The sequence below is a fragment of the Arthrobacter sp. Soil762 genome, assembly GCF_001428335.1.
Classification (GTDB): Bacteria; Actinomycetota; Actinomycetes; order Actinomycetales; family Micrococcaceae; genus Arthrobacter.
This window is the reverse complement of sequence record NZ_LMSG01000018.1, coordinates 179,506-205,325: the sequence shown is the minus strand read 5'-3', so window position 1 is coordinate 205,325 and position 25,820 is coordinate 179,506. Positions and strand designations below refer to the sequence as shown.

At 64.6% G+C, this 25,820-nt stretch carries 21 protein-coding genes; 7 read left to right on the top strand and 14 right to left on the bottom strand.

The features are described from left to right. Positions 1–80: 80 nt before the first annotated feature. The 5 genes from ASG77_RS13570 to ASG77_RS13550 form a co-directional block, all read right to left on the bottom strand. Positions 81–755 carry an acetylxylan esterase gene (locus tag ASG77_RS13570; RefSeq protein ID WP_056346335.1) on the bottom strand — a complete coding sequence of 225 codons (675 nt, stop codon included), beginning with the start codon at positions 753–755 and terminating at the stop codon, positions 81–83. Between the two features lie 44 nt (positions 756–799). Then, a complete protein-coding gene (locus tag ASG77_RS13565) occupies positions 800–2,272 on the bottom strand; it encodes a rhamnulokinase (RefSeq protein WP_056346332.1) in 1,473 nt (490 codons plus the stop codon). Further along, the gene (locus ASG77_RS13560) at positions 2,269–4,335 is read right to left on the bottom strand and encodes a bifunctional rhamnulose-1-phosphate aldolase/short-chain dehydrogenase (protein ID WP_056346331.1); all 2,067 of its coding nucleotides are present in this window, start codon (positions 4,333–4,335) and stop codon (positions 2,269–2,271) included. The genes ASG77_RS13565 and ASG77_RS13560 overlap by 4 nt, the downstream gene beginning before the upstream one ends. Before the next feature lie 3 nt (positions 4,336–4,338). After that, entirely contained in the window at positions 4,339–5,517 is a 1,179-nt protein-coding gene (gene rhaI, locus ASG77_RS13555) for an L-rhamnose isomerase (protein WP_056346329.1), read from the bottom strand. 95 nt (positions 5,518–5,612) lie between these two features. Continuing rightward, positions 5,613–5,960: an L-rhamnose mutarotase gene (locus ASG77_RS13550; RefSeq protein ID WP_056346326.1), complete on the bottom strand. Its 348-nt coding sequence runs from the start codon at positions 5,958–5,960 to the stop codon at positions 5,613–5,615. Between the two features lie 150 nt (positions 5,961–6,110). On the opposite strand from ASG77_RS13550, the gene ASG77_RS13545 reads away from it, so the two are divergent. The 4 genes from ASG77_RS13545 to ASG77_RS13530 all read left to right on the top strand — a co-directional run bounded on the left by ASG77_RS13545 (position 6,111) and on the right by ASG77_RS13530 (position 10,707). Then, positions 6,111–7,142 carry a LacI family DNA-binding transcriptional regulator gene (locus tag ASG77_RS13545; RefSeq protein ID WP_056346323.1) on the top strand — a complete coding sequence of 344 codons (1,032 nt, stop codon included), beginning with the start codon at positions 6,111–6,113 and terminating at the stop codon, positions 7,140–7,142. Positions 7,143–7,232: 90 nt separating this feature from the next. Next, positions 7,233–7,697 (top strand): iron chaperone, encoded by a 465-nt coding sequence (locus ASG77_RS13540; protein ID WP_056346322.1) that lies wholly within the window; start codon positions 7,233–7,235, stop codon positions 7,695–7,697. A gap of 105 nt (positions 7,698–7,802) precedes the next feature. Further along, complete coding sequence (locus ASG77_RS13535; protein WP_056346319.1) at positions 7,803–9,206, top strand: FAD-binding oxidoreductase; 1,404 nt, start codon at positions 7,803–7,805, stop codon at positions 9,204–9,206. A 295-nt stretch (positions 9,207–9,501) separates the two neighbouring features. Next, the gene (locus ASG77_RS13530) at positions 9,502–10,707 is read left to right on the top strand and encodes a Gfo/Idh/MocA family protein (RefSeq protein ID WP_056346317.1); all 1,206 of its coding nucleotides are present in this window, start codon (positions 9,502–9,504) and stop codon (positions 10,705–10,707) included. Here ASG77_RS13530 and ASG77_RS13525 read toward each other — a convergent pair. The 6 genes from ASG77_RS13525 to ASG77_RS13500 all read right to left on the bottom strand — a co-directional run bounded on the left by ASG77_RS13525 (position 10,700) and on the right by ASG77_RS13500 (position 17,290). Beyond that, the gene (locus tag ASG77_RS13525) at positions 10,700–11,989 is read right to left on the bottom strand and encodes an ABC transporter substrate-binding protein (protein ID WP_082576039.1); all 1,290 of its coding nucleotides are present in this window, start codon (positions 11,987–11,989) and stop codon (positions 10,700–10,702) included. The genes ASG77_RS13530 and ASG77_RS13525 overlap by 8 nt on opposite strands. A gap of 117 nt (positions 11,990–12,106) precedes the next feature. Continuing rightward, positions 12,107–13,366, bottom strand: a complete 1,260-nt coding sequence (locus tag ASG77_RS13520; RefSeq protein ID WP_056346312.1) for an MFS transporter — start codon at positions 13,364–13,366, stop codon at positions 12,107–12,109. Positions 13,367–13,408: 42 nt separating this feature from the next. Then, on the bottom strand, positions 13,409–14,068 hold the full coding sequence (locus tag ASG77_RS13515) for a hypothetical protein (RefSeq protein WP_056346310.1): 660 nt from the start codon (positions 14,066–14,068) through the stop codon (positions 13,409–13,411). 28 nt (positions 14,069–14,096) lie between these two features. Beyond that, entirely contained in the window at positions 14,097–15,014 is a 918-nt protein-coding gene (locus ASG77_RS13510; RefSeq protein ID WP_056346308.1) for a carbohydrate ABC transporter permease, read from the bottom strand. After that, positions 15,011–15,961, bottom strand: a complete 951-nt coding sequence (locus tag ASG77_RS13505; RefSeq protein ID WP_056346306.1) for a carbohydrate ABC transporter permease — start codon at positions 15,959–15,961, stop codon at positions 15,011–15,013. Before ASG77_RS13505 ends, ASG77_RS13510 begins: the two co-directional genes overlap by 4 nt. Before the next feature lie 45 nt (positions 15,962–16,006). Next, on the bottom strand, positions 16,007–17,290 hold the full coding sequence (locus ASG77_RS13500; RefSeq protein ID WP_056346304.1) for an ABC transporter substrate-binding protein: 1,284 nt from the start codon (positions 17,288–17,290) through the stop codon (positions 16,007–16,009). Between the two features lie 179 nt (positions 17,291–17,469). Here ASG77_RS13500 and ASG77_RS13495 point away from each other — a divergent pair, with 179 nt between their 5' ends. The 3 genes from ASG77_RS13495 to ASG77_RS22590 all read left to right on the top strand — a co-directional run bounded on the left by ASG77_RS13495 (position 17,470) and on the right by ASG77_RS22590 (position 21,209). After that, positions 17,470–19,503: a beta-galactosidase gene (locus tag ASG77_RS13495; RefSeq protein ID WP_056346303.1), complete on the top strand. Its 2,034-nt coding sequence runs from the start codon at positions 17,470–17,472 to the stop codon at positions 19,501–19,503. Between the two features lie 231 nt (positions 19,504–19,734). Continuing rightward, the gene (locus tag ASG77_RS22595; protein WP_056346301.1) at positions 19,735–20,256 is read left to right on the top strand and encodes a hypothetical protein; all 522 of its coding nucleotides are present in this window, start codon (positions 19,735–19,737) and stop codon (positions 20,254–20,256) included. Beyond that, entirely contained in the window at positions 20,253–21,209 is a 957-nt protein-coding gene (locus ASG77_RS22590; RefSeq protein ID WP_056346299.1) for an HNH endonuclease signature motif containing protein, read from the top strand. Before ASG77_RS22595 ends, ASG77_RS22590 begins: the two co-directional genes overlap by 4 nt. A gap of 804 nt (positions 21,210–22,013) precedes the next feature. On the opposite strand, the gene ASG77_RS13480 is transcribed toward ASG77_RS22590, so the two are convergent. The 3 genes from ASG77_RS13480 to ASG77_RS13470 form a co-directional block, all read right to left on the bottom strand. Continuing rightward, positions 22,014–23,321 (bottom strand): ABC transporter substrate-binding protein, encoded by a 1,308-nt coding sequence (locus ASG77_RS13480; RefSeq protein WP_056346298.1) that lies wholly within the window; start codon positions 23,319–23,321, stop codon positions 22,014–22,016. 266 nt (positions 23,322–23,587) lie between these two features. Beyond that, entirely contained in the window at positions 23,588–24,538 is a 951-nt protein-coding gene (locus ASG77_RS13475; RefSeq protein WP_056346296.1) for a carbohydrate ABC transporter permease, read from the bottom strand. Then, a complete protein-coding gene (locus tag ASG77_RS13470; RefSeq protein WP_056346294.1) occupies positions 24,528–25,472 on the bottom strand; it encodes a carbohydrate ABC transporter permease in 945 nt (314 codons plus the stop codon). Before ASG77_RS13470 ends, ASG77_RS13475 begins: the two co-directional genes overlap by 11 nt. Between the last annotated feature and the right edge of the window lie 348 nt (positions 25,473–25,820).

The following is a 25,820-nucleotide window of genomic DNA, read 5'->3' as shown; positions in this document are numbered from 1 at the left end:
TAACCGCGGGCTGCGATCGCCGCAAAATCACGGCCGACACATGTGGACATCCGGGCACAAGTCAGCCACCGCCAATACGATCAGCCCAGAAGCTCGCGGAGGTACTGCAGCTGCCTGATCCAGTGGTGCTCCTGGCCGCCCTCGTGGTTGTTGAACCGGTAGACCTCGATCTCCTTTGGTGCCGCGGAGCCGCCTCCGTAGGCATTGAAGCTGGCGAACACGGTGGACGGCGGGCAGACATCGTCCATCTGCGCCACCGAGTACAGGGCCGGTGCGGTGGCCGCCCTGGCCAGATTGACGCCGTCGAAATAGTTCAGCACCGCGAGCATCGGCTCATACCGGTCACGGTGCCTGCCCAGGGAGGCTGCGATTTCCGCACAATGCCGCCGCCCTGGCTTGGTGTCCATGATGAAATGCGCATAGCCTGCCTGCGCCCACTTGGTGTCCTGGTTGACCAGCCCGCGGCCGCCCGAGTATCCGATGTACTGCACGACGACGGGCAGCCGGGTTCCGGCGCTGCGGTTCGCCGGGAGGTGCAGCCAGCCCTTGATCGGCGCGCCGCCGTAGCCGGCGAACGTGACGTCAAAGGTGTCGATGACCAACAGGTGGTTCTCAACTGCCTCGAAGGTTGCGTTGAGGGGGAACGTCCTGGCCTCGTCGATGGTGGCGTCCCAGAAGGCCTGGAGATCGGCGGGAGGCGTGACCCTCGAGGTGTAGCCGCGGAGCTGGTCAAGGGGAAGGTCGAAGAGGGGCATGCTGGGTGGTTCGCGCTGGATAGTTGCTGCTGGGTGGCGGGTGGTTACAGGCGGGAGAGCTGCGGCGTGAACGTCTGCAGCTCGTGCGAAGACACCACCAGGCGGCGCAGTTCCGTGAGCCCCCCGCTGATGTGCCCGGCAGCACGGGCCTGGACCAGGACATTCCCGACGGCGGTCGCTTCCACCGGCCCGGCCACCACCTTTTTGCCGGTGGTATCCGCCGTGAGCTGGCAGAGGAGCCCGTTCTGGGAGCCGCCACCCACGACATGGATCACGTCCACGGTACGGTCCGCCAGGCGTTCGGCGTCCGCGATGGCCCGAGCGTAGCCGGTGGCGAGGCTGTCCATTATGCACCGCACGATGGCGGCCGGGTCATTGGGCAGGATGTCCCCGGCGTGGCGGACCGCGGCGCTGATACGGTCCGGCATGGTGCCAGGGGCGATGAAGGCGGAATCGTCCGGATTGATCTGCGGACCGCCCGGGGGTAGCGCCGCCGCGGCGGCCAGCAGATCAGCGAGTTCTGGAGTGTGGCCTTCCGCCGCCCAGGTCCGCTGGCATTCGCTGAGCAGCCACAACCCGCCCATGTTGCGCAGGTAGCGGATGGTGCCGTCCACGCCGCGCTCGTTGGTGAAGTTCGCTTCCCGGCTGGCCTCGGTCAGGACCGGATGGCTCAGTTCCAGCCCCACCAGGGACCAGGTGCCGGAGGAGATGTACGCGAAGTTCTCCTCCTGGGCCGGGACGGCGGCGACGGCGGAGGCGGTGTCGTGCGAGCCGACGGCCACCACCTTGGTGCCGGCAGGCAGTCCCACCCTGGACGCGATATCCGGCCGCAGGGTGCCCACCGTTTCGCCGGGCTCGATCAGCGGCGGGAACAGCCTTTTGGGCAGGCCCAGGGCGGTGAGGAACTTGGAGGCCCACTCCCCCTCGACAGCGTCAAACAGACCTGTGGTGGAGGCGTTGGTGGATTCCGTGCGGCGCCGGCCCGTCAGGAAGAACGCGATGAGATCCGGGATCAGCAGCGCCTGCAGACCGACCAGATCCCGCTCGGTGGCCAGCTGGTAGACGGTGTTGAACTGCAGGAACTGCAATCCCGTGGTCCCGTAGAGCCTGGCCGGGTCCAGTTTCCGGTGCACGGGTGCGACGGCGGCGCGGCTGCGGTCATCGCGGTAGCTGTAGGGCTGGGCCGTGAGCTCGCCCGCGGCATTAACCAGGCCATAGTCCACAGCCCAGGTGTCAATCCCGATGCTGGTGATGATTTCGCCGCGCTCCCCGGCGACGCGGGCCGCGGCAGCGAGGCCCGCCACCACCTCGGCGAACAGTGCGTCGAAATCCCAGCGGAGGCCGCCGTCGAGATCCACCACACCATTGGGAAAACGGTGCACCGTTTCCAGCTCCACCCCCGTCCCGTTGACCCGGCCCAGAATGACCCGGCCGGAGGAGGCGCCGATGTCGACGGCGGCGAAGACGCCGTGGGCAGAAGTACCACCGCCGTCGACACGACTATCAGTGGTGCTCATCGCAGGAAGGCTGCGGCCACACCGGCGTCCACGGGGATGTGGAGTCCGGTGGTGTGGGACAGTTCGTTGCTGGTGAGGACCGCGGCGGCGTTGGCCACGTGCTCGGGCAGGACTTCGCGCTTGAGCAGGGTGCGCTGGGCGTAGTACTTGCCCAGTTCCTGCTCGTCCACGCCGTAGACGGCGGCGCGTTTGGCGCCCCAGCCGCCGGCGAAGATCCCGGAGCCGCGGACCACGCCGTCGGGGTTGATGCCGTTGACGCGGATGCCGTGTTCGCCCAGTTCTGCCGCGAGGAGCCGGACCTGGTGGGCCTGGTCTGCCTTGGTGGCGGAGTAGGCGATGTTGTTCGGGCCCGCGAAGACGGAGTTCTTGGAGGAGATGTAGATGATGTCCCCGCCCATGTCCTGGGCGATCATGACTTTCGCCGCGGCCTTGGAGACCAGGAAGGAGCCCTTGGCCATGACGTTGTGCTGGATGTCCCAGTCCTTCTCGGTGGTTTCCAGCAGCGGCTTGGAGATGGACAGCCCGGCGTTGTTGACCACCAGGTCAAGTCCGCCGAACGCCAGGACGGCTTCCTGGATCGCGGCTGCGATCTGGGCTTCGTCGGTCACGTCGGCCTGGACGCCGATGGCGACGTCAGGACCGCCGAGCTCCGCGGCGACGGCCTGGGCGTTCTCGAGGTTCAGGTCGGCAATGACGACGCAGGCGCCGTCGGCGGCGAGGCGGGTGGCGATGGCCTTGCCGATGCCCGACGCCGCGCCGGTCACCAGCGCGATGCGGGAGGCATGGCTCTTCGGCTTGGGCAGGCGTGCCAGCTTGGCTTCCTCGAGGGACCAGTATTCGATCCGGAATTTTTCGGATTCCTCGATCGGAGCGTACGTGGAGATGGCCTCGGCGCCTCGCATCACGTTGATCGCGTTGAGGTAGAACTCCCCGGCAACCCGGGCGGTCTGCTTGTTCGCGCCGTACGAGAACATGCCCACGCCCGGGACCAGCACAATGGCCGGGTCCGCGCCGCGCAGCGCCGGCGAATCCGGTACGGCGTGGCGGTCGTAGTAGGCCTGGTAATCCTCCCGGTACGCGGCATGGAGTTCCCGCAGCCGGTTGACGGAGTCCTCGATCGAGGCGTCCGCGGGCAGGTCCAGGATCAGCGGTTTGACCTTGGTGCGCAGGAAGTGGTCCGGGCAGGAGGTGCCCAGGGCACCCAGGCGCGGGTGTTCGGCAGCTTCCAGGAAGTCCAGCAGGACGGCGTCATCACTGAAGTGCCCCAGCTGCGGTTTGTCGGTGGAGGCCAGGCCGCGGATCACCGGGGCGAGCGCGGCGGCTTTGGCGCGGCGTTCGGCCTCGGGGAGCGCGCGGTAGCCGGGCAGCGCGGGGCCGAAGGGACCGGCTTTACCGTTGTCATCAATGTACTTCTCGGCCTGCTCGATGATCCACAGCGAGTTCTGCTCAGCTTCCTCGGACGTGGCGCCCCAGGCGGTGATGCCGTGCCCACCCAGGATGGTGCCGATGGCCTGCGGGTTGGCATCCTTGATCGCGGCGATGTCCAGGCCCAGCTGGAATCCCGGACGGCGCCACGGAACCCAGAGAACCTTGTCGCCGAAGATCTTGGTGGTCAGGGCCTCGCCGTCCGCCGCGGTGGCAATGGCGATACCGGAGTCAGGGTGCAGGTGGTCCACGTGCGCGGCGTCCACGAGCCCGTGCATGGCCGTATCAATCGACGGCGCGGCACCGCCCTTGCCGTGCAGGCAGTAGTCAAATGCGGCCACCATCTCGTCTTCACGGTCAACGCCCGGGTACACGTTCTTCAGGGCGCTCAGCCGGTCCAGGCGGAGCACCGCGAGGTTCCCGGCCTGCAGCGTACCCAGGTCCCCGCCGGAGCCCTTGACCCACAAAAGCTGCACGTCCTCGCCCGTCACCGGGTCCTTCTCCGTACCCTTGGCGGAGGTGTTGCCGCCGGCGAAGTTGGTGTTCCGCTTGTCCGCACCCAGGCGGTTGGAACGCGCAATCAGCTCTTCAACGGTCTTGTTGCCCGTGTTCAGCGTCACTGTGTTCTGTGCAGTCATTGCTTATGCGCCCCATCCGGCTTGCTGGCCGCCGACGCGGTCCTCGTTGATCTGTTTCTGGTAACCGCTGGCCTTGAACGCCGCCATCGGGTCCGCGGGCAGGCCGCGGGACTCACGCCAGTCGGCCAGGATGGGCCGGACGTCGGTGTAGAAGGCATCGTTGAAGACGCCGTTGGCGGCCAGGACGTCGCCGGACCGCTGCGCCTCACCCAGGGCCGCCGTGTCCACGAGCAGCGCGCGGGCCGTCATTTCCTGGACGTTCAGGACCGAGCGGATCTGGCCCGGGATCTTCTCCTCCAGGTTGTGGCACTGATCCAGCATGAGGGCCACGTGTGAGTTCTCTCCTGCGGGCGTGCCGAAGCCGCCACCACGGATGACCTCATACATGATCCGGAACAGCTGGAACGGATCCGCTGCACCCACAATGAGGTCATCGTCGGCGTAGAAGCGGGAGTTGAAGTCAAAGGAGCCCAGCTTGCCCAGGCGCAGCAACTGCATCACGATGAACTCGATGTTGGTGCCCGGCGCGTGGTGGCCGGTGTCCAGGCAGACCATCGCCTTCTCACCCAAAGCCAGGGTCTGCGCGTAGGAGGTACCCCAGTCCGGAACATCGGTGTGGTAAAAAGCCGGCTCGAAGAACTTGTATTCCAGCACCAGGCGCTGGTTCTCGCCCAGGCCCGCGTAGATCTCCTGCAGCGACTCGGCCAACCGGTCCTGGCGGCCGCGGAGATCGTCCTGGCCCGGGTAGTTGGTGCCGTCCGCCAGCCAGATCTTCAGGTCCTGCGAGCCCGTGGCATGCATGATCTCGATGCACTCCAGGTGATGGGCAATCGCCCGACGCCGCACCGACCCGTTCGACGACGTCAGGGAACCGAACTTGTACTCATCATCCTGGAAGGTGTTGGAGTTGATCGTGCCCAAGCCCACGCCCAGGCCGGCCGCGTACTCCTTGAGAGCGGCGTAGTCATCCACCTTGTCCCAGGGGATATGCAGGGCCACCGTGGGGGCCAAGCCGGTCAGCTCATGCACCTTGGCCGCGTCCGCGATCTTCTCCTGAACAGACCGCGGGGTACCCGGCGTGCCGAACACCTTAAAGCGCGTGCCTGAATTTCCATAAGCCCACGAAGGGACCTCGATGGCAAGCTCCCCGAGCCTGCCCAGCGCCGTTGCTACGTCATTCATGTTGGTTCTTCCCGGTCTTAGTGATGTGGCCTGTTGTGCTGTGGTCTTTAGTGAAGGGTTCCGAGTTTTTGCAGCCGGCCGGCGGGGCCAGTGCGTCAGCTGTTGGTGGACTCCGCCGCCGTCACCTGGTCGTCAAGATTGAAGACTTCCTCGAGGACCTGGAATCCTTCGTCGGGCGCCTGGTCCGGATTGTCGAACAGAGCGGCCATCTCGGCCTGCCAGCGTGTATTGACCGCTGTCAAGGCCATCCGCGCCCGGACGGCGTCGAAATCGTCGCATTCCAGGTAGCCGATGAGGAGCCCGTCCGCGCCCAGGAACAGCGAGTAGTCGCGCCAGCCAGCGTCTTGGAGCGCGCTGAGCATTTCGGGCCACACAGCCGCGTGCCGCCGTCGGTATTCGTCGATCAGCCCTGGCTGGACTGAGGAGCGGAAACACACCCTCATCTACGCCTCTCTTGAACTTTGGTTGTTTTGAATCGTTTCATTAATACGATTCAAAGTACCCTTGAGACAACTAAGGTGTCAAGCATTTCCCGGCCCCGGTCCCCCAGACCAGCGAAAAGTACTGGACACGGCATATCAGCACGGAGAAACATGAATCGCTCAGCCAGCATCAAGGACGTCGCCAACCACGCCAGCGTGGCCGTAGGCACGGTCTCCAACGTCCTGAACTACCCGGACAGGGTCTCGCAGCGGACCAAGGAACGGGTGCTGCGGGCCATCGATGAGCTCGGGTTCGTCCGCAACGACGCCGCCCGCCAGCTGCGCGCCGGCCACAGCAGGACCATTGGTCTGATCGTGCTCGACGTCGGCAACCCCTTCTTCACGTCGGTGGTCCGTGCCGCGGAGGACGCCGCGGCGCTCCAGGGCAGCGCCGTGCTGCTGGGCGACAGCGGCCATGATGCCAGCCGGGAATCCAACTACATCGACCTGTTCCAGGAGCAGCGCGTGCAGGGCCTCCTGATTTCGCCCGTTGGAGATGTCACCGCCCGCATCGACCAGCTCCGCGAGCGCGGCGTCCCCACCGTCCTGGTGGACCGGCTCGCCGATGAGAGCAAGTACAGCTCCGTCTCAGTGGACGACGACGCCGGCGGTTACCTCGCTGCCCGGCACCTGCTGGACACCGGCCGCCGTCGGCTCGCCTTTGTGGGCGGCCCCACCTCCATCCGCCAGGTGGCGGACCGGCTCCAGGGCGCAGAACGTGCCGTGAAGGAGGAATCGGATGCCACTCTTGAAGTCCTCGATTCCGACGGACAAACGGTGCTGGCAGGCCGAAGTGTTGGCAACCTGCTGGTGGAGCGGGGGCCCGGCGAGCTGCCGGACGGCATCTTCTGCGCCAACGATCTACTTGCCCTGGGTGTGATGCAGTCACTGACCATGACGCACACGTTGCGGATCCCGGAGGACATTGCGCTGATCGGGTACGACGACATCGACTTCGCCGTCTCCGCCGTCGTCCCCCTCTCCTCCATCCGGCAGCCAACCGAGGCCCTGGGGCGCACAGCCATCGAGCTGCTGGCCGAGGAACTCGAGTCCGAGAATCCAAAGCACCGGGCGGTCATCTTCACCCCCGAACTGGTGGTCCGTCAGAGCACCGCCCCCGCGAAGGGATCCTCCGCCCGCTAGGGATCTCCGATTCGAGCAGTTCTGGAGAAGCCTCTTTGACGCCCGGACACTAGCGTGGACCCCAAGAGACCGCCAAGGAAGGAACCCGCAATGACAGACATGAACAAGACCGGCACGAGCACCAAGTCGTACGACGGCTTCGATGCGGACGAACGCGCCGCAATGAAGGAACGGGCCCAGGAGCTCAAGTCCGCATCGCGAAAGGGTGCCCGCGCCGCTAAGCCGGATGGCGAAAGCGATGTGCTCGGAAAGATCGCCGAGATGTCGGACCCGGACCGCGCCATCGCCGAACGGCTGCATGCCATCATCAAGGACAACGCGCCGGAGCTCGCGCCGAAGACCTGGTACGGAATGCCTGCCTACGCCAAGGACGGCAAGGTGGTGTGTTTCTTCCAGCCCGCCGACAAATTCAAGGCACGGTACTCGACGCTCGGATTTAGCGACCCCGCAAACCTCGACGACGGCAACATGTGGCCCACGTCCTACGCCCTGACCAAGCTCACTGACGCGGACGAAGCAAGAGTCATCGAGCTCGTGAAGAAGGCTGTCAGCTAGCGGCTAGGCCAGCCCGGGACAGGGACCGGGACGCCCAAGCTCCCGCAATTTCCTCTTGCCAGTTCGTGCCAACGGTGGGACTCTGCTGGAAGGAGCGAGAGGTCCGTGAGTCCAGTGGCACAAAGGACGGAGATCGACGGCGTAGCTGTCGACGAGTTACAGAAATCGTTTCGGGGCGAACTCGTCCGCCCGGACGATGCTGGATACGACGTGCACCGCAGGGTGTGGAACGGGTCGATTGACCGCCGTCCCGCACTGATAGCCCGCTGTACCGGCGTCGCAGACGTGCGAGCTGCCATCCGGTTCGCCCGCTCGCAGAACCTGCGGGTCGCCGTGCGGGGAGGCGGTCACAGCTTCCCCGGGCTGTCAGTGTGCGATGACGGAATGCTCATCGATCTCGGGCCTATGAAGGGCATCCGGGTGGACCCCGAGGCGAGAACGGCACGTGTCCAGGCCGGCGTACTGCTCGGCGAGCTCGACCGGGAGACGCAGGAGTTCGGTCTCGCTGTCCCGTCTGGAGTCGTGACCCACACCGGGGTGGCGGGCCTGACCCTCGGCGGTGGCATCGGGTGGGTCATGCGCAAGTATGGACTCACGATCGACCAGTTGCTGTCCGTAGACGTGGTCACCGCCGACGGCGAGCTGGTCAAGGCAAGCGAGAACGAGAACGCGGACCTCTTCTGGGGCGTGCGGGGTGGCGGCGGGAACTTCGGCATTGTCACCGACTTCGAGTTCCGGCTTGTCTCTGTGGGTCCGTACGTTATGGCCGGGCCGGTCTTTTGGCCGATGGAGGACGCCCCGGAGGTGCTGCGGTTTTACCGGGACTGGATCGCAGACTGCCCCGACGAGCTTATGACCATCGCCGTGCAGCGCAGGGCACCGGCCCTGCCGATAGTCCCGCCTGAACTGGTGGGCAAGCTCGTCTTTGCGGTCACCGCCTGCTACGCGGGCCCGGTTGAGGAGGGCGAACGGGTCCTGCGGCCGCTCAAGGAATTCGGTTCACCCGTGCTCGACTTTTGCCGGCCAAAGCCGTTCCTGGAGCATCAGAGCACGTTCGATCCGTCCTTCCCGCACGGCTGGCATTACTACGTCAGGTCCTGTGACGTCGCAGCCCTCAGTGATGAGGTCATCGACATCGTGGCCGAGCACGGCAGCCACATCACCTCGCCCGTCACCAGCATCGCCCTGTGGCAGATGGGCGGCGCGGTGGGCAGGATCGACGACGGTGCTACCGCGTTCAACGGCCGCCAGGCCGGGTTCACGTTCAACATCAACGGCAACAGCAAGACCGCCGACGGCTTCGATGCCGAGCGCCAATGGGCCCGCGACTACTGGTCTGCCCTCGCGCCCCACCACACCAGCGTCTACGTCAACTTCCTGATGGAAGAGGGCGAGGAACGCGTCAGGGACGCTTATGGTGCCGCCAAGTACGACCGGCTCAAGGCACTCAAGCGCAAGTACGACCCCACCAACTTCTTCAGCCTCAACCAGAACATCAAACCCGACTGAACACTTAGCCATGGATCGGAGAAGGTCATGCTCCAAAACCTGTTGTGCAAGATGAATCTGCGCCACGATTGGCACATCCAAAGCACGGACGACGGCGGCCGTTACCGCCGCTGCGCACGTTGTGGAAAGTACCAGGAAGGCGGCAGTGGCGGCCGGAACGGCAACTGGGCAGCGCCACTGGGCATGTAACTACAGCCTGCAAGACGCACTGGACTATCACCATGGTTATGCCGCACACTGGAGTCGGGAAAGCGCTTGCCCAAACTAGTGTCCTCCGGGGCAGAAACGGAGCCCCATGGCAACACCACGTTCCGCCGCGTCACAGTCCGGCCGGTCCGGCCAGCCCGGACACGCGGCTTCAGCGGCGAGAGTGGCGCTGGTAGGCGTCCACGGCTTCGGCGCCCACCACCTGGGCAACCTTGAACGGCTGCAGGCCGCCGGTGTCGTCGAACTCGTAGCGGTAGCCGATCCCCAGCCGCCGGAACCGGGGTCCGTGCCAGCAGGAGCCGCAGTGTTTCCTGGGCTCACGGAACTTCTGGCGGGCACGCCGGATCTGGACGTGATCATCGTGGCCACACCCATCCAGACCCATGCCCCGCTGGGCCTCGCTGCCCTGGCCACAACAGCGGACCTCTATCTGGAGAAGCCCCCGGTCGCTTCCCTGGCTGATTTCAACATCCTGTGTGACGCCGCCCAGGCGTCCGGGCGCAGCGTGCAGATCGGCTTCCAGAGCCTGGGCTCGCACGCACTGGCGGCCCTCGAGGAACTCGTCGCCAACGGCACCATCGGCACCCTTGAGGGCATCTCGGCAACAGGCCGGTGGGTCCGCGACCGGGCCTATTTCAAGCGCTCCCGCTGGGCCGGGAAGCGGAGCATTGACGGCATCGACGTGGTTGACGGGGTCGCCACCAATCCGCTGGCCCACGCGGTGGCCACCGCGCTGCGGATCGCCGGCGCCCGGACCACGGCCGACGTTGCGTCGGTGGAAACAGACCTGTACCGCGCCAACGACATCGAATCCGACGACACCTCCGTCATCCGGGTCCGCACCGCTACGGGGCTGCCCGTCACCTGCGCCCTGACCATCTGCGCCAGCGAATCCGTGGAACCCTATGTCACCCTGCACGGTTCTGCGGGCACGGCGGTGTTCCACTACACCGAGGACCGGCTGGTGGTGAGCACTCCGGCAGGACAGACGGAGAAGACCTACGGCCGGGACGACCTCACCGCCAACCTGATTGCGCACCGGAACGAAGGTGCCACGCTGATCAGCCCCATCGCAGACAGCGGCGCTTTTATGTTGGTCCTCGAAGCCATCCGGACGGCACCGGCGCCCATTCCGATTGGGCCGCAGCACCTGTACTGGGAGGGCGACGGCGATGCGGTCCACGCCGTAGTCATTGGAATCGAAGACGCCCTGGATCGTGCCACCCGGGAGCACGCAACCTTCAGCGAACTCGGCATGCCCTGGGCCGTTTCAGCACCCGCCTCGGTCAGTTAAGCGAGCTCTTGATCTCCTCGATCGACTTCTTCGCCGCGTCCTGCGGGGAAATCCTGCTGAAATGGACCTCGTTGGCGTACCGGGTCAGGACTTCGGAGACCGAACTGGATCCGGCGGGAGGCACGGCTGGGGCCTCCCCTACTTCATCGGCAATGTCGTCGATGAACTTCGCCGTCAGCGCTTCCGTTGGCGTCAGCTTCGGGCCCACGGCCGCGCGGACTTCCGAGTTGCCCGGGATGCCGCGGTCTGCCAGCCCAATTTCGCCGGCTTCGACGCTGTTGGCCAGGAAGTCGATGAACTTCTGGGTTTCGACCGGATGTTTGGACCGCGAACTGGCAGACCAGAACTGCGATGCCTTATAGAACTGTTCGGCCTTGGACGCATCGCCCTCGACGCTCGGCGGCCGGTGGATCTCCAGCGCTTGCCCTGACGCCTTGGTCAGCGCGGCCAGCTGGTTGGACCACACCCAACCCATGGCGAACCGGTTCGTTGCCAGGCCCTGCTGGTCCAGCGGTGCGCTGCCGTCTTCGGTCATCACCGACGCGGGCGGAACAGCCTTGGCGTCCCGCATCTCGGCCTGCATCTCGAAGTACTTGGTGGCGTCGGCCTCATCAAAGCCCAGGCCGCCGTCGTTGGTGAAGAGGGACTTGCCATGCTGGCGCATCCAGAGGTTGAAGGAGGCGTCACCGGTAAAGGCCCCGGAGCCGTAGATGCCTTCCTTGCTCTTGCTGGTGATGTCGGCCGCGGTCTTCATATATTCGTCCCAGGTCCAGCTGGAATCATCAGGCAGGGACACCCCGCTGGCGGACACCAGCGCGGGATTGGCCAGGACCACCAGGGCATTCATGCCGGCGGTCACGGCGTACTGGCCGCCCTCGGTCTTTCCTGCATCTGCGGAGGCCTGGTCAAACTTGGACAGATCCACGTCCTTCAGCTCCAGCAGCGCCCCCCGTTCGGCGTATTCACCGAGGTACTGGGCATCCATCTGGATGATGTCCGGGGCGTCCTGGGAGGCCACCTGGGTGGCCAGTTTGTCCCAATATCCGGACCAGTCGCCGTACTCCCCTTCGATCTTGATGTTCGGGTTCTTCGCTTCGTAGGCGTCGATCAACTTCTGGGTCATCTTGTGGCGGGTGTCGGAGCCCCACCAGCTGAAACGCAGGGTGACCGGTCCGTCGGAGGCAGCCGGCGAGCTCCCGGCGCAGCCCGAAAGGGCCAGCGCCAGGACGGCCATGGCAGCCGCAACTTTTGGAATTCTGGATTTTCGGGCGCGTGAAAGCATTCGTTGTCCTTTGATCTGGCAGTCGGGAGCGTCTCAGAAACCGCTTTCTCACAGACTAGGTGTGAGCTGCACCACGCGTCAAGAACTCACACAAAGTTACTTTTCCTCACAGGACTGTCAGTTCCGCGCACGCCTCGAATTCAGCCACAACAAAAGTCCGACGACGGCCGCGGACAGCATGGCCAGCGCACCGGTGACCACCAGGCCTGTCCGCACACCAAATTCCTCAGTCAGCCAGCCCGCCAGCAGGCCACCCAAAGCATGCCCGCCCAGCAGCAATGGCAGGTAAAGCGCCATCACCCTCCCCCGGACTTCGGGGCCCGCCTCCACCTGCACAGCCGTGGCGGCGCTCGTCAGGAACACCAGGGTCATCAGGCCCACGACGGCAAGCATCACGGTGAAAGCCACCAGGTTGGGCATCAGCGCGGCAACGAGCTGCGAAAGTCCAAAGAGTCCGGCTGCGGCCACGATTCCCTTGCGGCCCATGGTCCTCAGCCGGGCAGCGAGCAGCGCACCGGCCAGGGCGCCGACGGCACCCACGGTATTGAACAGGCCGAACCCCGCCGCACCGTTGTGCCACACCCGCTCGGCGAAGGCCGTCAGCACCACCGGACCGTTCATGCCGAAGGCCCCCAGCAGGCCGGCAAGGACAATGATCAGCAGCAGCGATGGCCGCTCCCGGACGTACCCGAAGCCGGCCAGCAGCTGTCCGCGTCCCCGGGATGCCGGGGCCGTGAGGTGCAGGAGTGCCGGCCGGACCGCGGCGATCATGACCATCACCAGCACGGAAAGCAGGGCGTTCGCGGCGAAAGCGGCGGCGGATCCGGCCTGGGCGATCACCACGCCGCCGAGGGCCGGTCCCACCATGGCGCCAAACTGGCCGATCGCGTTGTTGACGCCGATGGCCGGCCTCAGCCCGGCGTCGCCCACCACTTCGTTGATAAAGACCTGGCGCGCCGGACCGTCGACGGCGGACGTCACTCCCAGCGCAATACAGCTTCCGTACACCGCCCACACGGTGATGTTTCCGCCGGCGTCCCAGACCGCCAGCCCCAGAGCCAGCAGCGCGATCACGGACTGGCACACCATCATGACGCTGCGCTTGGGAAACATGTCCACCAGCAGGCCACTGAGCGGACCGATGACCAGCATCGGCAGGAACTGCAGCGCCACGGCAATCCCGACGGCGGCCGGGCTCCCCGTCAATTGAAGCACCAGCCAGTCCTGGGCAAGCCTCTGCATCCACACACCCATGCTTCCGGCGAAGGTCATGCCCATGTACAGGCGGTAGTTGTGCTGCGTCAGCGGCTGGTACCAGCGGGCCCGGCTTTGGGAGGTGTGAAGGGATTCTGCGGACTTTGGGCTGTCGGAAGACACGTCTGGCTCAACTCGGTAGTAAAGGTCAAATGCAGGGACTTGCTAGGCGCGGTTGGTCCGCATCTTGACGGCGGCTGAGGCCAGGATCAGCATGCCGGGCACCACCACAAACAGTGCCACGAGCATCCAGACAAACACCACCGACGCGAACAGCGCCGCGGCAAGAAGCAGCGAGCCTGTCCAGTCGCGCAGCGAGAGGGCTTTGGCGGTGCCAAGGGCCGCGGACCAGGTTCGCGGCGCGGAGGACTCCTCGCCGTCGACGTCGGACCAGGGAACGCCGGACCGGTGAACGTCGGACCAGGCAGCCGCGGTGCGCAGGAGCAGGACCACTCCGGCCGCCGCCATGATCAGCGTGGCCGGCAGGACCACCGCGCTGCCCGGCAGCTGACCCACCGTTGCGAGCAACAGGTTAAGGACAATCACGACGGCGGCCCCCGCCGTCGTGAGTCCCAGCTTCCAGCTGCCCGGGAGGGCCGAGCGGAACGTGCCCCAGAGACCGCGCAGTGAATCGTCGCGGCCGGCGAGGTGCCGTTCCAGGTGGGCGATCCCGGCCGCGAAGGCGGCGGGGATGGTGACCAGCGGGATGGACAGCACCAGCACCAGCAGCCCGGCCAGGAGGGTTTCGGAAAACAGGGCGAAGCGGTTTACCGGGCTCGGTTCACTCTGGCCGGATGCGGGTGTGGTGCTGTCCATGATGCTCATTTTCTGTCTGTAGCTTCCGTCATCGCCGTCAGCCCTTGAGGCCCTGGGTGGAGACGCCTTCAACAATGTAGCGCTGGAACACCAGGAAGAAGATCAGCACGGGGAGCAGGGCCAGGACGGACATGGCGATCATGGCGCCGTAGTCCGAGCTCTGGGTCTGGTCAACGAACAGGCGCAGGGCCAACGGCAGCGGGTACTTCTCAGGGGTGTTCAGGTACAGCAGCGGGCCCAGGAAGTCGTTCCAGCTCCAGATGAAGGAGAAGATCGACGTCGAGATCAGGGCCGGCTTCATCAGCGGCAGCATGATGGAGCAGAAGATCCGTACGTGGCCGGCGCCGTCGATGCGGGCTGCCTCGTCCAGTTCGGCCGGGAGGTTGCGCATGAACTGGACCATCAGGAACACAAAGAACGCGTCCGCCGCCAGGAACTTGCCGATCAGCAGCGGAATGTAGGTGTCCACCAGGCCGAGCTGGTTGAAGATGATGTACTGCGGGATGATCACCACGTGGAACGGCAGCAGCAGCGTGGCGATCATCATGCCGAAGAAGATGCTGCGGCCGGGGAACTTGATCCGGGCGAAGGCATAGGCCGACACGGAAGCGGACAGGACGGTGCCGACGACGGCGCCGATGGCCAGGATCAGCGAGTTGGTGAAAAACTGCAGGGTGGTCACCCCGCCGATCCCGTCCATGGCCGTGACGAAGTTATCGAAGCTGAAATTGCTGGACCACAGCGAGGTGTTGGTGCCGCCGATTTCGGAGTTCGGCTTGAAGGACGAGGCGATCATCCACAGCGCCGGGTAGAGCACCACGCCGGTCAGGGCCAGGGCGACGGCATGGAAGGCCACGCTCTTGACGCGCTTGGTGCCCGTGGATTCCGACTTCGGGTTGTAGTCCTGCGTCGAGAGCATCGGGGCCGACTGCTTGGGGGTTGCCATAATTGTCATTTCGAATCACCGCTGTAGTGGACCCAGGACTTGGACGTGCGGAAGATGACCAGGGTAATCAGGCCGACGACGATCAGGAGCAGCCAGGCCATCGCCGAGGCGTAACCCATCCGGAAGTCGCTGAAGCCGCGCAGGTACAGGTAGAGGGTGTAGAAGAGGGTGGAGCCGGCCGGGCCGCCTTCACCGTTGGAAATGATGTACGCCGAGCTGAAGATCTGGAACGCGTGGATGGTTTCCATCAACAGGTTGAAGAAGACCACTGGGGAGAGCATGGGCCAGGTGATGTTGAAGAACTTCCGCACCGGGCCGGCACCGTCCATCGACGCCGCTTCGTAGAGCTCGTTCGGGATCTGCTTCAGGCCGGCGAGGAAGATCACCATCGGGGCGCCGAACTGCCACACGGTCAGCAGGATGAACATCGGCATGGTCATGGCCGGGTTGCCTACCCATCCGCCGAGGTTGATCCCGAAGAAGGACAGTCCCTGGTCCACCGGACCGGAATCGCCGAACATCGCCTTCCAGACGATCGCGATGGACACGGACGCGCCGATCAGGGACGGGGCGTAGAACGCGGAGCGGTAGAACCCCTGCCCCTTGCGCTTGCTGTTCAGCAGCATGGCCACGGCCAGGGCCGCGGCGAGCTTCAGCGGGGTACCGAAGACCACATAGCCCACGGTCACGCCCACCGACTGCAGGAACCGCTCGTCCTGGAACATGGTGGCGTAGTTATCCAGCCCGATCCATTTGGGCGGATCGAAAAGGTTGTAGTTGGTGAAGGACAGGTACAGCGAGGAAACCATCGGGCCCAGGGTCAGGACGATGAATCCCAGCAGCCAGGGAAACAGGAAGGTGTAGCCGGCGCGGGCATCCGCCCCGCTCCGCTTTGACTTGCGCGGAGCAGGGGCGGACTGCGTCGAACGCCTGCTCAGGGTTGGGCTTTGAGTCACGAGTTCAATCCGTCAGTTGTGAACGTCGGGCAGACAATACGCTGCTCAGGCGTTCTGCTTGATGAGGTCTTCGGCTTCCTTGAACCACGCGTCAGCCGCGCCGTCAATGGTGAGCTTGCCGTAGTTCAGGTCGGAGCTGACCCGCTTGAAGGACGTTTCCAGCGTGCCGAATCCGACGATGGGCGGTTCCGGAGCGTCCTTGAGGTATTTCTCGATGGACTTCTCGTAATCCACAACCAGCTTGTCCGTGCCTTCAAACGTGGTGCCGTCGCGCTGGGTCTTGGAGGCCGGAACACCGCGGGAGGTCTTGAAGATCTGGCCGACCTCGGGGTCGTTGACCATAAAGTCGATGAACCGGGCGGCAGCATCCTTGTACTTGGTCTTGGCGCTGGCAACCATCAGCATGGACGGCTTGAGGAACAGGCCCAGGTTGTCCGGATCATCGGAGGGAACCGGAACGAGCTTGAGCTCCTTGGCACCGCTGTCACCGAGGTAACCGGCCATGAAGTTGTCCCAAGTGACCTCCGTGGCGGTCACGTTCGAGCCAAAGGGTGACTTGGGGGCGAGCTGGGTGACGCGCTCTTCGGACACGATGGCAGGCGTGCCGCGGAGAGCCGCAGTCTGGTTCCACCACTTCTTCAGGTCGTCCCTGCTGAAGCCGAGCTTGCCGTCCTCGGTGAAGGCCTCGATGTTGTTCTGGCGCAGCCAGATGTTGAACATCCACCAGACGCCGGTGTAGTCCGTGGCGCCGAAGAGAGCGCCGTTGCCCTTGGCTCCGACCTCGGCCAGGAAGTCGTTGTATTCCTTGTAGGTCCACGTGCCGTCCGGCTCTGCGATGCCAAGGGAGGCGAGTTTCGCGGGGTCGTAGTAGACGGCGAAGGCGTTGGTGCTGGTGGGGATGCCGTAGGTCTTGCCCCGGATCTGCCCGGAGGGCAGGAGCGACTTGTCGAAAGCGTCCGTGTTGATCTTGACCGTACCCAGGTCCAGGAGCTGGTTACGCTGGCCGTAATCGCGCATGTAGGACAGGTCCCACTGCATCACGTCGGGGAGGCCGCCGCCGGCAGCTTCCGTGGCCCGCTTCTGCCAGTAGCCGCCGAAGTCAGTGAAGTTGCCGTTGACCTTGATGTCCTTGTTTTTTCCTTCGAACAGCGCGATCGCCTTGCGGGTGCGCTCGGCGCGGTCATCGTTGCCCCACCAGGTGTAGTTGATGGTGACCGGGTTCTCCGCCGATCCCGTCTGGCTGGGGGCCGGCGAGCCACACGCAGCCAGTGCTGCCGCGGATGCCGTGCCGATGGCTACGGTGGTGAGGAAATTCCTTCTGTTGATCATGAGAGCCTCCTTGCTCGAGTTGTGCAGGCCCGTGGCTTCTGTGTTTACAACGTAAGTTGTGAGCTGGCTTACACGTCTTCTGAAACGATACAATACCGGCATTCCGAAGTTTGGGCAAGCGTTTTCCCAAACCTCTGGATTCAGGTACGTTTAGTCCATCCCGTAGACGAAGGAGTCCCATGAGCATGCAGCGCAATTCCGGTCCGGCCAGCGTCTGGAGCAACGTGGAAGGGATCGCGTACGGCGGCGATTACAACCCCGAGCAGTGGCCCGCCGACGTCCGGCTGGAAGACCTGGAGCTCATGAAGGAAGCCGGCGTCAGTTTCCTCAGTGTCGGGATTTTCTCCTGGGCCTTGCTGGAACCGGCCGAGGGTGACTACAACTTCGGCTGGCTGGATGAGGTGCTGGACAACCTTGCCGCTAACGGAATCAAGGTGGCCCTGGCCACGGCAACCGCGGCTCCGCCCGCGTGGCTGGTACGGAAGCACCCCGAAATCCTGCCGGTCACGGCTGACGGCACCGTGCTGGGACCGGGCTCCCGGCGGCACTACACACCGTCGTCGGCCGTTTACCGCCGGTATGCCACCGGCATCACCCGCGTGATCGCCGAGCGGTACAAGGACCACCCCGCGCTGGCGTTGTGGCATGTGGACAACGAGCTCGGGTGCCACGTCTCCGAGTTCCATGGCGCGGAAGACGCCGCGGCCTTCCGCACGTGGCTGGAGCGCCGGTACGGCAGCATCGAGGCGCTGAACGCCTCCTGGGGCACGGCGTTCTGGTCCCAGAACTACGGTTCCTTCGAGGAAATCCTGCCGCCCGGCGTCGCGCCTTCCACGCTGAATCCGGGCCAGCAGCTGGACTTCCAGCGGTTCAATTCGTGGGCGCTGATGGACTACTACCGGGAGCTGGTGGCGGTCCTGCGGGAGGTCACCCCCGGGGTCCCCTGCACCACCAACCTGATGGCGTCCAGCGCCACCAAGGCCCTGGACTATTTCGAGTGGGCCAAGGACCTGGATGTCATCGCCAACGACCACTACCTGGTGGCCGCGGATCCCGAGCGTCAGATCGAACTCGCGTTCAGCGCGGACCTGACCCGGGGAATTGCGGGCGGTGACCCGTGGATCCTGATGGAACATTCGACGTCGGCCGTCAACTGGCAGCCACGCAACCAGCCCAAGATGCCCGGCGAAATGCTGCGCAACTCCCTGGCCCACGTGGCCCGCGGGGCGGATGCGGTGATGTTTTTCCAGTGGCGGCAGAGCTTCGCCGGGTCCGAGAAATTCCACTCCGCGATGGTCCCGCACGGCGGCCGTGACACGCGCGTGTGGCGCGAGGTGGTGGAGCTCGGGTCTGTGCTGAAGCGGCTCGCTCCGGTGCGCGGCTCACGGGTGGAATCCCGCGTGGCGATCGTGTTCGACTACGAAGCCTGGTGGGCCAGCGAAATCGACTCCAAACCGAGCGAGGACGTGAAGTATCTCGACGTGCTGCGGGCGTTCCACCGGTCGCTGTTCCTGCGCGGGATCGCGGTGGATCTGCTCCATCCTTCTTCGTCCTTGGAGGGCTACGGCCTGGTCCTGGTGTGCACGCTTTATTCGGTGACTGACGCGGCCGCTGCCAACATCGCTGCCGCGGCGCGGGCCGGAGCCACGGTGCTGGTCACGTATTTCAGCGGGATCGTGGACGAACAGGACCACGTCCGGCTGGGCGGCTACCCCGGCGCCTTCCGGGACCTGCTGGGGATCAGGGTGGAGGAATTCCACCCGCTGCTGGCCGGCGGGCAGTTGAAATTGAGCGACGGCGGCGTGTCCTCCATCTGGAGCGAGCACGTCAACCTCGCGGGCGCTGAGGCCGTGCAGACTTTCACGGAGCATCCGCTGGAGGGCGTGCCGGCCCTGACGCGGCATGCGGTTGGCGCTGGTGATGGTGCGCGCGCTGGTGCAGCCTGGTACCTCGCCACGTTCCCGGACCGCGACGGCATCGAGGCGGTCGTGGACCGGCTGCTGGCCGAATCCGGAGTGGCGCCAGTTACCACGGCCGACCGCGGGGTGGAACTCGTTCGTCGACGCTCCGACGGCGGCGGCAGTTTCCTATTCGCGATCAACCACTCACGCTCGGCCGCCGCCGTGGAGGCGGCCGGCGTTGACCTGCTGACCGGCGCGCCGTTCACGGGGACTGTTGAGGCCGGCGGGGTTGCAGTGATCGCGGAGGACTGAGGCTCTGCTGGTCGTCCCGGATCCCCGTTTTCCCACGGCCGGGACCTTCTTCGTAAGAATGTCGTACCCCCACGGCAGAGTATTCCTATGGAAGCTCTCGGGGATCGGCTTGCGGACGGCGGCGGCAGTGCTGCCGTTCTGACGCTCGCTGCCGCCCCATTGGGGGGCGCTTCAAACGCTGGCGTTGGCCACAGCGGCAATAATGTCGTACCCCCACGACAGAGTATTCCTATGGAGGCTATTGGGGATCGGCTCACTCGGAACGGCGGCGGTGACACCGCCGTTCCGACGGCCGACGCCGGGCTGGCTGCGGTGATCAACGCAGTGAACGCAGCCGCGACCTCGGCTCCCGGGAGGCTTGCGATGGCCGGCTACGTGGAGGCCGCCGATTTCGCCGGCCTCGTCGAGGACCTCTCCCGGACCGTGGACTACCTCCAGATTCTCGCCGCAGGCGCCGTGGACCGCACGCGCACCCAGGCCATCACCGCCGCTGGAACCACTCGGACCACCCGAGGCTGGATCACCGGGTGGGACAACGGCGTTGAAACCCTGAACGAAACTGACGCCGCCGGAACCATCAGATGCCCTATACCGCGGTCACCGGCCGATGACGGCTGCAAAACCACCGCCGAATTCCTGCGCCTCCGGCTCCGGATCGGACGCAGCGAAGCCCAGCGCCGCATCCACCTCGCGCACAGCATCCTGCCGGCCACCACCCCACCGACCAATACGAACACCTCGCCACCATCATGAACGCCGCCACCAACCCCCGCACCACCACAGGTACAGAAACCGGAACGGGGACCGGGACCCCCGCCACGGGGCAAGGCAACAACGTCTGGAAGGACGCAGACCTCGACCTGGACCGGCGCACCCGCTCCCAGAAACAACTCGACGGCATTATCGGCGCTCTCAAAGCCGCCCTGAGCACCAACCTACTGCCCACCACCGGCGGGAACCGCCCCCAAATCCTCGCCACCATCAACTACCAAGATCTCCTCCCCCACGCAGCCACCGCTCAGGGCCCAGCCACGGACGCCGGCAACACCGGCGTCGGCGCTGGCGCGGGCAGCTTCACGTTCACCGGGCCCGTCGCCGCCACCACCCTCCGCAAAATCGCCTGCGACGCCGACATCATCCCCGTCCTGCTCGGCACCCACGGCGAAATCCTGGACCAAGGCCGCAAAACGCGGCTCTTCACGCCTGCCCAACGCCTCGCCCTCACCGCCTGCGACCAAGGCTGCACGTTCCCCAACTGCACCATCCCGGCCCCCTGGTGCGAGGCCCACCACATCACCTACTGGTCACACGACGGCCCCACCAACGTCGGCAACGGAGCGCTCCTTTGCTCCCATCACCACCACCTGATCCACAAAGAACAATGGACCATCCACACCCGCAACGGCGTCCCGTGGTTCACACCCCACGCCACATCGACCCCACCCAAAAACCCCAACAAAACCACTACTTCAAACCACCCCCGCCACCACAACGCGAATGAAAGCCACGGACAAGCCTGCGAGGTTTACTACTCGGCCGCGGCCAAGACTGCGCCCGCGCGTTCACCCATAGCGCCGCCGGCTGTGAAGCCAATGACTTCTATCAGGACTTCTTCTTCGTGGTGCACATCTGTGACGTTCACGGAGCGGACCGATCCCTCACGCATGCCTGCCGGGATACCGTCAACAGCCACTCCCCATCTGTAAACCGTGGGGTCACTGGATTCCCAAGTGACTCTGACCTCACTGATCGTCCCCACCGTAGAGAGAACTTCGATACGAACGTTTGAGGCCGCTGCCAGATACGGGGGCGTTGTGCTGATGCGAACAGGGGTCTCCAAAACGTCGGTGCCGCCGGCAATCCCTGTTACCCGCAGGATCATGACTCCTTCAAACTCTGCCCCGTAAGTGTGTTTGAGGACAGGATCAGTGGTGGTCCTGTCGTAGCTTCCGTCGCCGTCCAAATCCCATTCATACTTGACCACGACGCCTGCGGACCCTGACGCGTCGTAAGTAACTTGCGAACCCGGAGGCCCGGAAAAGCCGCTGATGGTCAGCCATGCCTCGACACCAGTCTGCTTCTGCTTGCCCAGCGGGATGGTGATCGCTTGAACCGGCGCCCCTGAGGCCTGAGCGGATGGAGTGGGACTGCCAGTGGGGACGGCACTGGGCGGACTAACTTCCAGCGTCTTCGGCGCCGGATTCACGGTGGGCACATTATTTGCGCAACCAGTCAACATCAGTAGTGTTGCCGCCGCGGCGGTCCAACCCAATGCCTTCATGTTCTCCCCCATGAATTGAAGTGCTCCCAGTGGACCACGAGGACCGGAACCCGTCCAGCACTCATGGCCACCGGGAAAGCCGGACTCCGGACACAGACCTTAAACACCACAGTCCCGGCCGGAACCAAAGGTTCCAGCCGGGACTGTGGTGACCACTCGCCGTCGTACGCTTCCTGCTGAAGCTTCCTTCAGAAGCTGCACCCGGAAGAGCCCGACGACGGCGCGGGACTTAGCTGATGGCGGACTTCATCTCATCCACGGCCTTCTTGCCGGCCTCGTCAGTGGACAGGCGGTTGAAGAGGACCTCGGAGGTGTAGCGCTTGACGATTTCCTGGATGGCGCCGGCGCCCTTCGGCGGCGGGGCCGGAGCCTCGCCGAGTTCGCCCTTGATCTGGTCGATGAACTTGACCACCTTGATATCGGCGGGGGTCAGCTTTGGCTCGATGGCGGCGCGGACGTCGGAGTTCGGGTAGACGCCGCGGTCGGCAAGCAGGGCCTCGCCTGCCTTGGTGTTGTTGGCCAGGAAGTTGATGAACTTGGCCGTTTCCACGGGGTGCTTGGTGCGCGATGAAGCCGACCAGAACTGGGATGCCTTGTACCAGAGCTTGGCGTCGGCAGCCTTCCCGGTGGCGGACGGGAACCGCAGGATCTGCAGCTCGGTTCCGGCAGCCTTCTCCAGCGCCGGCAGCTGGTTGGACCACCAGAACGCGAGCCCGTTCTTGCCCGTGGCCAGGCCGCTCTGGTCAAGCGCTGCGGCCTCAGCTTCCACAACTTCCGATGCGGACGGCACAGCCTTCTTCTCGCTGAGCTCCTTCAGGAAAGCCCACCAGTCGGCGATGTCCGAGGGCTCGAATCCCAGCTTGCCGTCGGAGGTGTACAGGGACTTGCCGTTCTGCCGGAGCCAGACTCCCAGCGAGGCCTCGTCCGTTCCGTAGGCGGCAGAGCCGTACGTACCCTTCGGCGACTTCTCGGTGACTTCGGCGGAGATGCGGCCGAAGTCTTCCCAGGTCCAGGTCTTGTCGTCGGGAAGCTCAACGCCTGCGGCCTTGAAGACTGCGGGGTTGGCCAGGATGGTGGCCGCGTTGATGCCGGCGGCGATGCCGGTCAGGCCGTCTTCGCTCTTGCCGGCGTTGAGGGCCGCTTCGTCCAGCTTTGAGGTGTCGATCTGGTACTTGGAGAGGTCCAGCAGCGCACCGCGGGTTGAGTACTCCGTGATGTATTTTTCGTCCATCTGGATGATGTCCGGGGCATCGTTGGCGGCAACCTGGGTGGCCAGCTTGTCCCAGTAACCGCTCCAGTCGCCGTACTCCGGCTTGATCTTGATATTGGGGTTCTCGGCCTCGAACGCCGCGATGGCCGCCTGCGTCAGCTGGGCGCGCTTGTCGCTGCCCCACCAGGAGAAGCGCAGCTCAACAGGTCCGCCATCACTCTGCGGGGAGGCTCCTCCACCGCAGGCACTCAGGGCAAGCACGACGGCGGCTGCCGCGGCAACGACGCCCGTCTTGCGGAAACGGCGGGGTGCGCCGATGGATGGCAACTCTGCCGTACGATTTTTGGCATCTGACTCAGTGCGGTGAAAAAGCGCCACTGGGTACTCCGATCTTCGTTGATCCGGTTATGGGGGAAAGTAAACGAGAAAGCGTTTTCTTAACTCTCATACTACAAGTGTATGACTTGTATTACAAGATGTTTTTACTGCCTTGGCCTCGGCGGATCTTCCACGCGACCCGGCACGGCGGCATATGCCAAATGGCCCGTCCTCGGGGGACGGGCCACTGGCTGGAGCAAGGAGTACCGCTGGATCTACTTGATGCCTGTGGTGGCGATGCCCTTGATGAGGAACCGCTGGCCGAACAGGAACACCAGGAACACCGGCAGCAGGGACACGATGGACATCGCGAACAGCGATCCCCAGCTGGTGGCGGACTGCGAATCCACGAAGGCGCGCAGCGCCACCGGAACGGTGAACATGTCCGGATCCGTCAGGTAGATCAAGGCGCCGAAGAAGTCGTTCCACGTCCAGATGAAGGTGAAGATGGTGGTGGTGGCCAGGGCCGGCACCATCAGGGGCAGGATGACCCGCAGGAAGATGCGCGGGTGGCCGGCGCCGTCGATCCTTGCCGCTTCATCCAGGTCCTTCGGGATGCCGCGGATGAACTGGACCATCAGGAACACGAAGAACGCGTCGGTGGCCAGCAGCTTGGGCACGATCAGCGGCCAGAACGTGTTTACCCAGCCGATCTGGGAGAACAGGATGTACTGCGGCACGATCACCACGTGGAACGGGAGCATGATGGTCAGCAGCATGATGCCGAAGAACAGCTTCTTGCCCGTGAACTGGAGACGGGCGAAGGCGTAGGCGGCCATGGAGCAGGAGATCAGGTTTCCCAGGATGGAGCCGATCACCACGATGGCCGAGTTGAGCATGTAGTGCCCGAACGGGTGCGTCAGCGCGGACCAGCCGTCCGTGTAGTTGCTCATCTCCAGGCTGTTGAGCCACAAGCCAGGCTCGCGGAAGATCAGCTCATTGGCCCGGAGCGAAGAGACAACCATCCACAGCAGCGGGTAGATCATGAGGCCGCCGGCGAGGATCAGGATGCCGTGCTTGATCAAGGCCCTGGTGCGGGCAGCCCTGCTGAAGGCGAGCGTGCCGCGGGATTCGCGGCGCTTCGCGGGCTTGCGGTGATTCGTAGGCTTACCGGCGCCGGCGGTGTTTTTGTCCGGGGCGGGCAGCGTCTCAAGCTTAGTCGTCATAGAAAACCCAATACTTTGCAGCGATGAAGTTGATGGCGGTGAACACACCGATGATGACCAGCAGGAACCACGCCATTGCGGAGGCATAGCCCATGTCGAACTGGCCAAAGCCCTTCTGGTACAGGTACAGCGTGAAGAACATCGTGGAGTCCGAAGGGCCGCCATTGCCGCCGGAAACGATGAACGCCTGCGTGAAGGACTGGAAGGATCCAATGATCTGGAGCACCAGGTTGAAGAAAATGATGGGGCTGAGCATGGGAAGCGTGATCCGCCAGAACTGCTGGAGTGTGCTGGCGCCGTCCACCTTCGCTGCCTCGTAGTACATCACCGGGATCTGGCGGAGGCCGGCCAGGAAGATGATCATGGGGGCGCCGAAGGTCCACACGTGCAGCAGGACGATGGAGCCCAGCGCGGTGCTCGGATCGGAAATCCAGCCGGGACCCTGGATGCCAAACATGGCCAGGGCCTGGTTGACCAGGCCGGTGGTGCCGAAGATCTGCTTCCACAGGATGGCAACGGCCACGGAACCGCCCAGCAGGGAGGGCAGGTAGAAGACGGAACGGTAGAACGGCAGTCCGCGCAGGCCTTTATCCAGCACCAGCGCGATCAGCAGCGCAACACCAAGCTGCAGCGGGACGCCTACAAAGACGTAGGTGAACGTCACGCCCAGCGAGTTGTGCAGCCGGGCGTCTGCGAACATGCGGATGAAGTTGTCCAGCCCGACCCATTCCGGCGGCTGGAGCAGGTTGTAATCCGTGAAGGACAGGTACAGGGACATCAGCATCGGACCGACGGTGATGGCAACAAGGCCCACCAGCCACGGCAGCAAGAAGATGTAGGCGGCCTTGTTATCCCGGCCGTTCGCTTTTTTCTCCGCTGCCGTCATCGGGCCTTTGCGGCGCTTGAGGGTGCTCAGTTCGCTGATGGCACTCATTGCGGCAACTCCGTTTCACGCAGCAGGCCCGCTGCAGCCGGCATTCCTGCCGGGCACGGCGTCCTGGGTATGTGTCTAGCGGCCATGTGGCCTCCTTTGGTCATCGTGGCCCTCCACGTCTGGGTTGATCGCACTGGGCGATCCATATTTGCATCGTCTCCGGCGGCGGACTCACTTGGGGTGCAGCTGTCCGGATCCGGCCTCCGTCACGCGGGACGTTGAAAGCGGCTCCGTACCAAAAGTAAACGGTTTCTTGACTCCTGTATAGCCCTTTGTTAGTTTTTGAGAAAGCGTTTTCTGCAACGGATCACTCTACCCACAGTTCATCTTCATCCCGATCCACCGCGC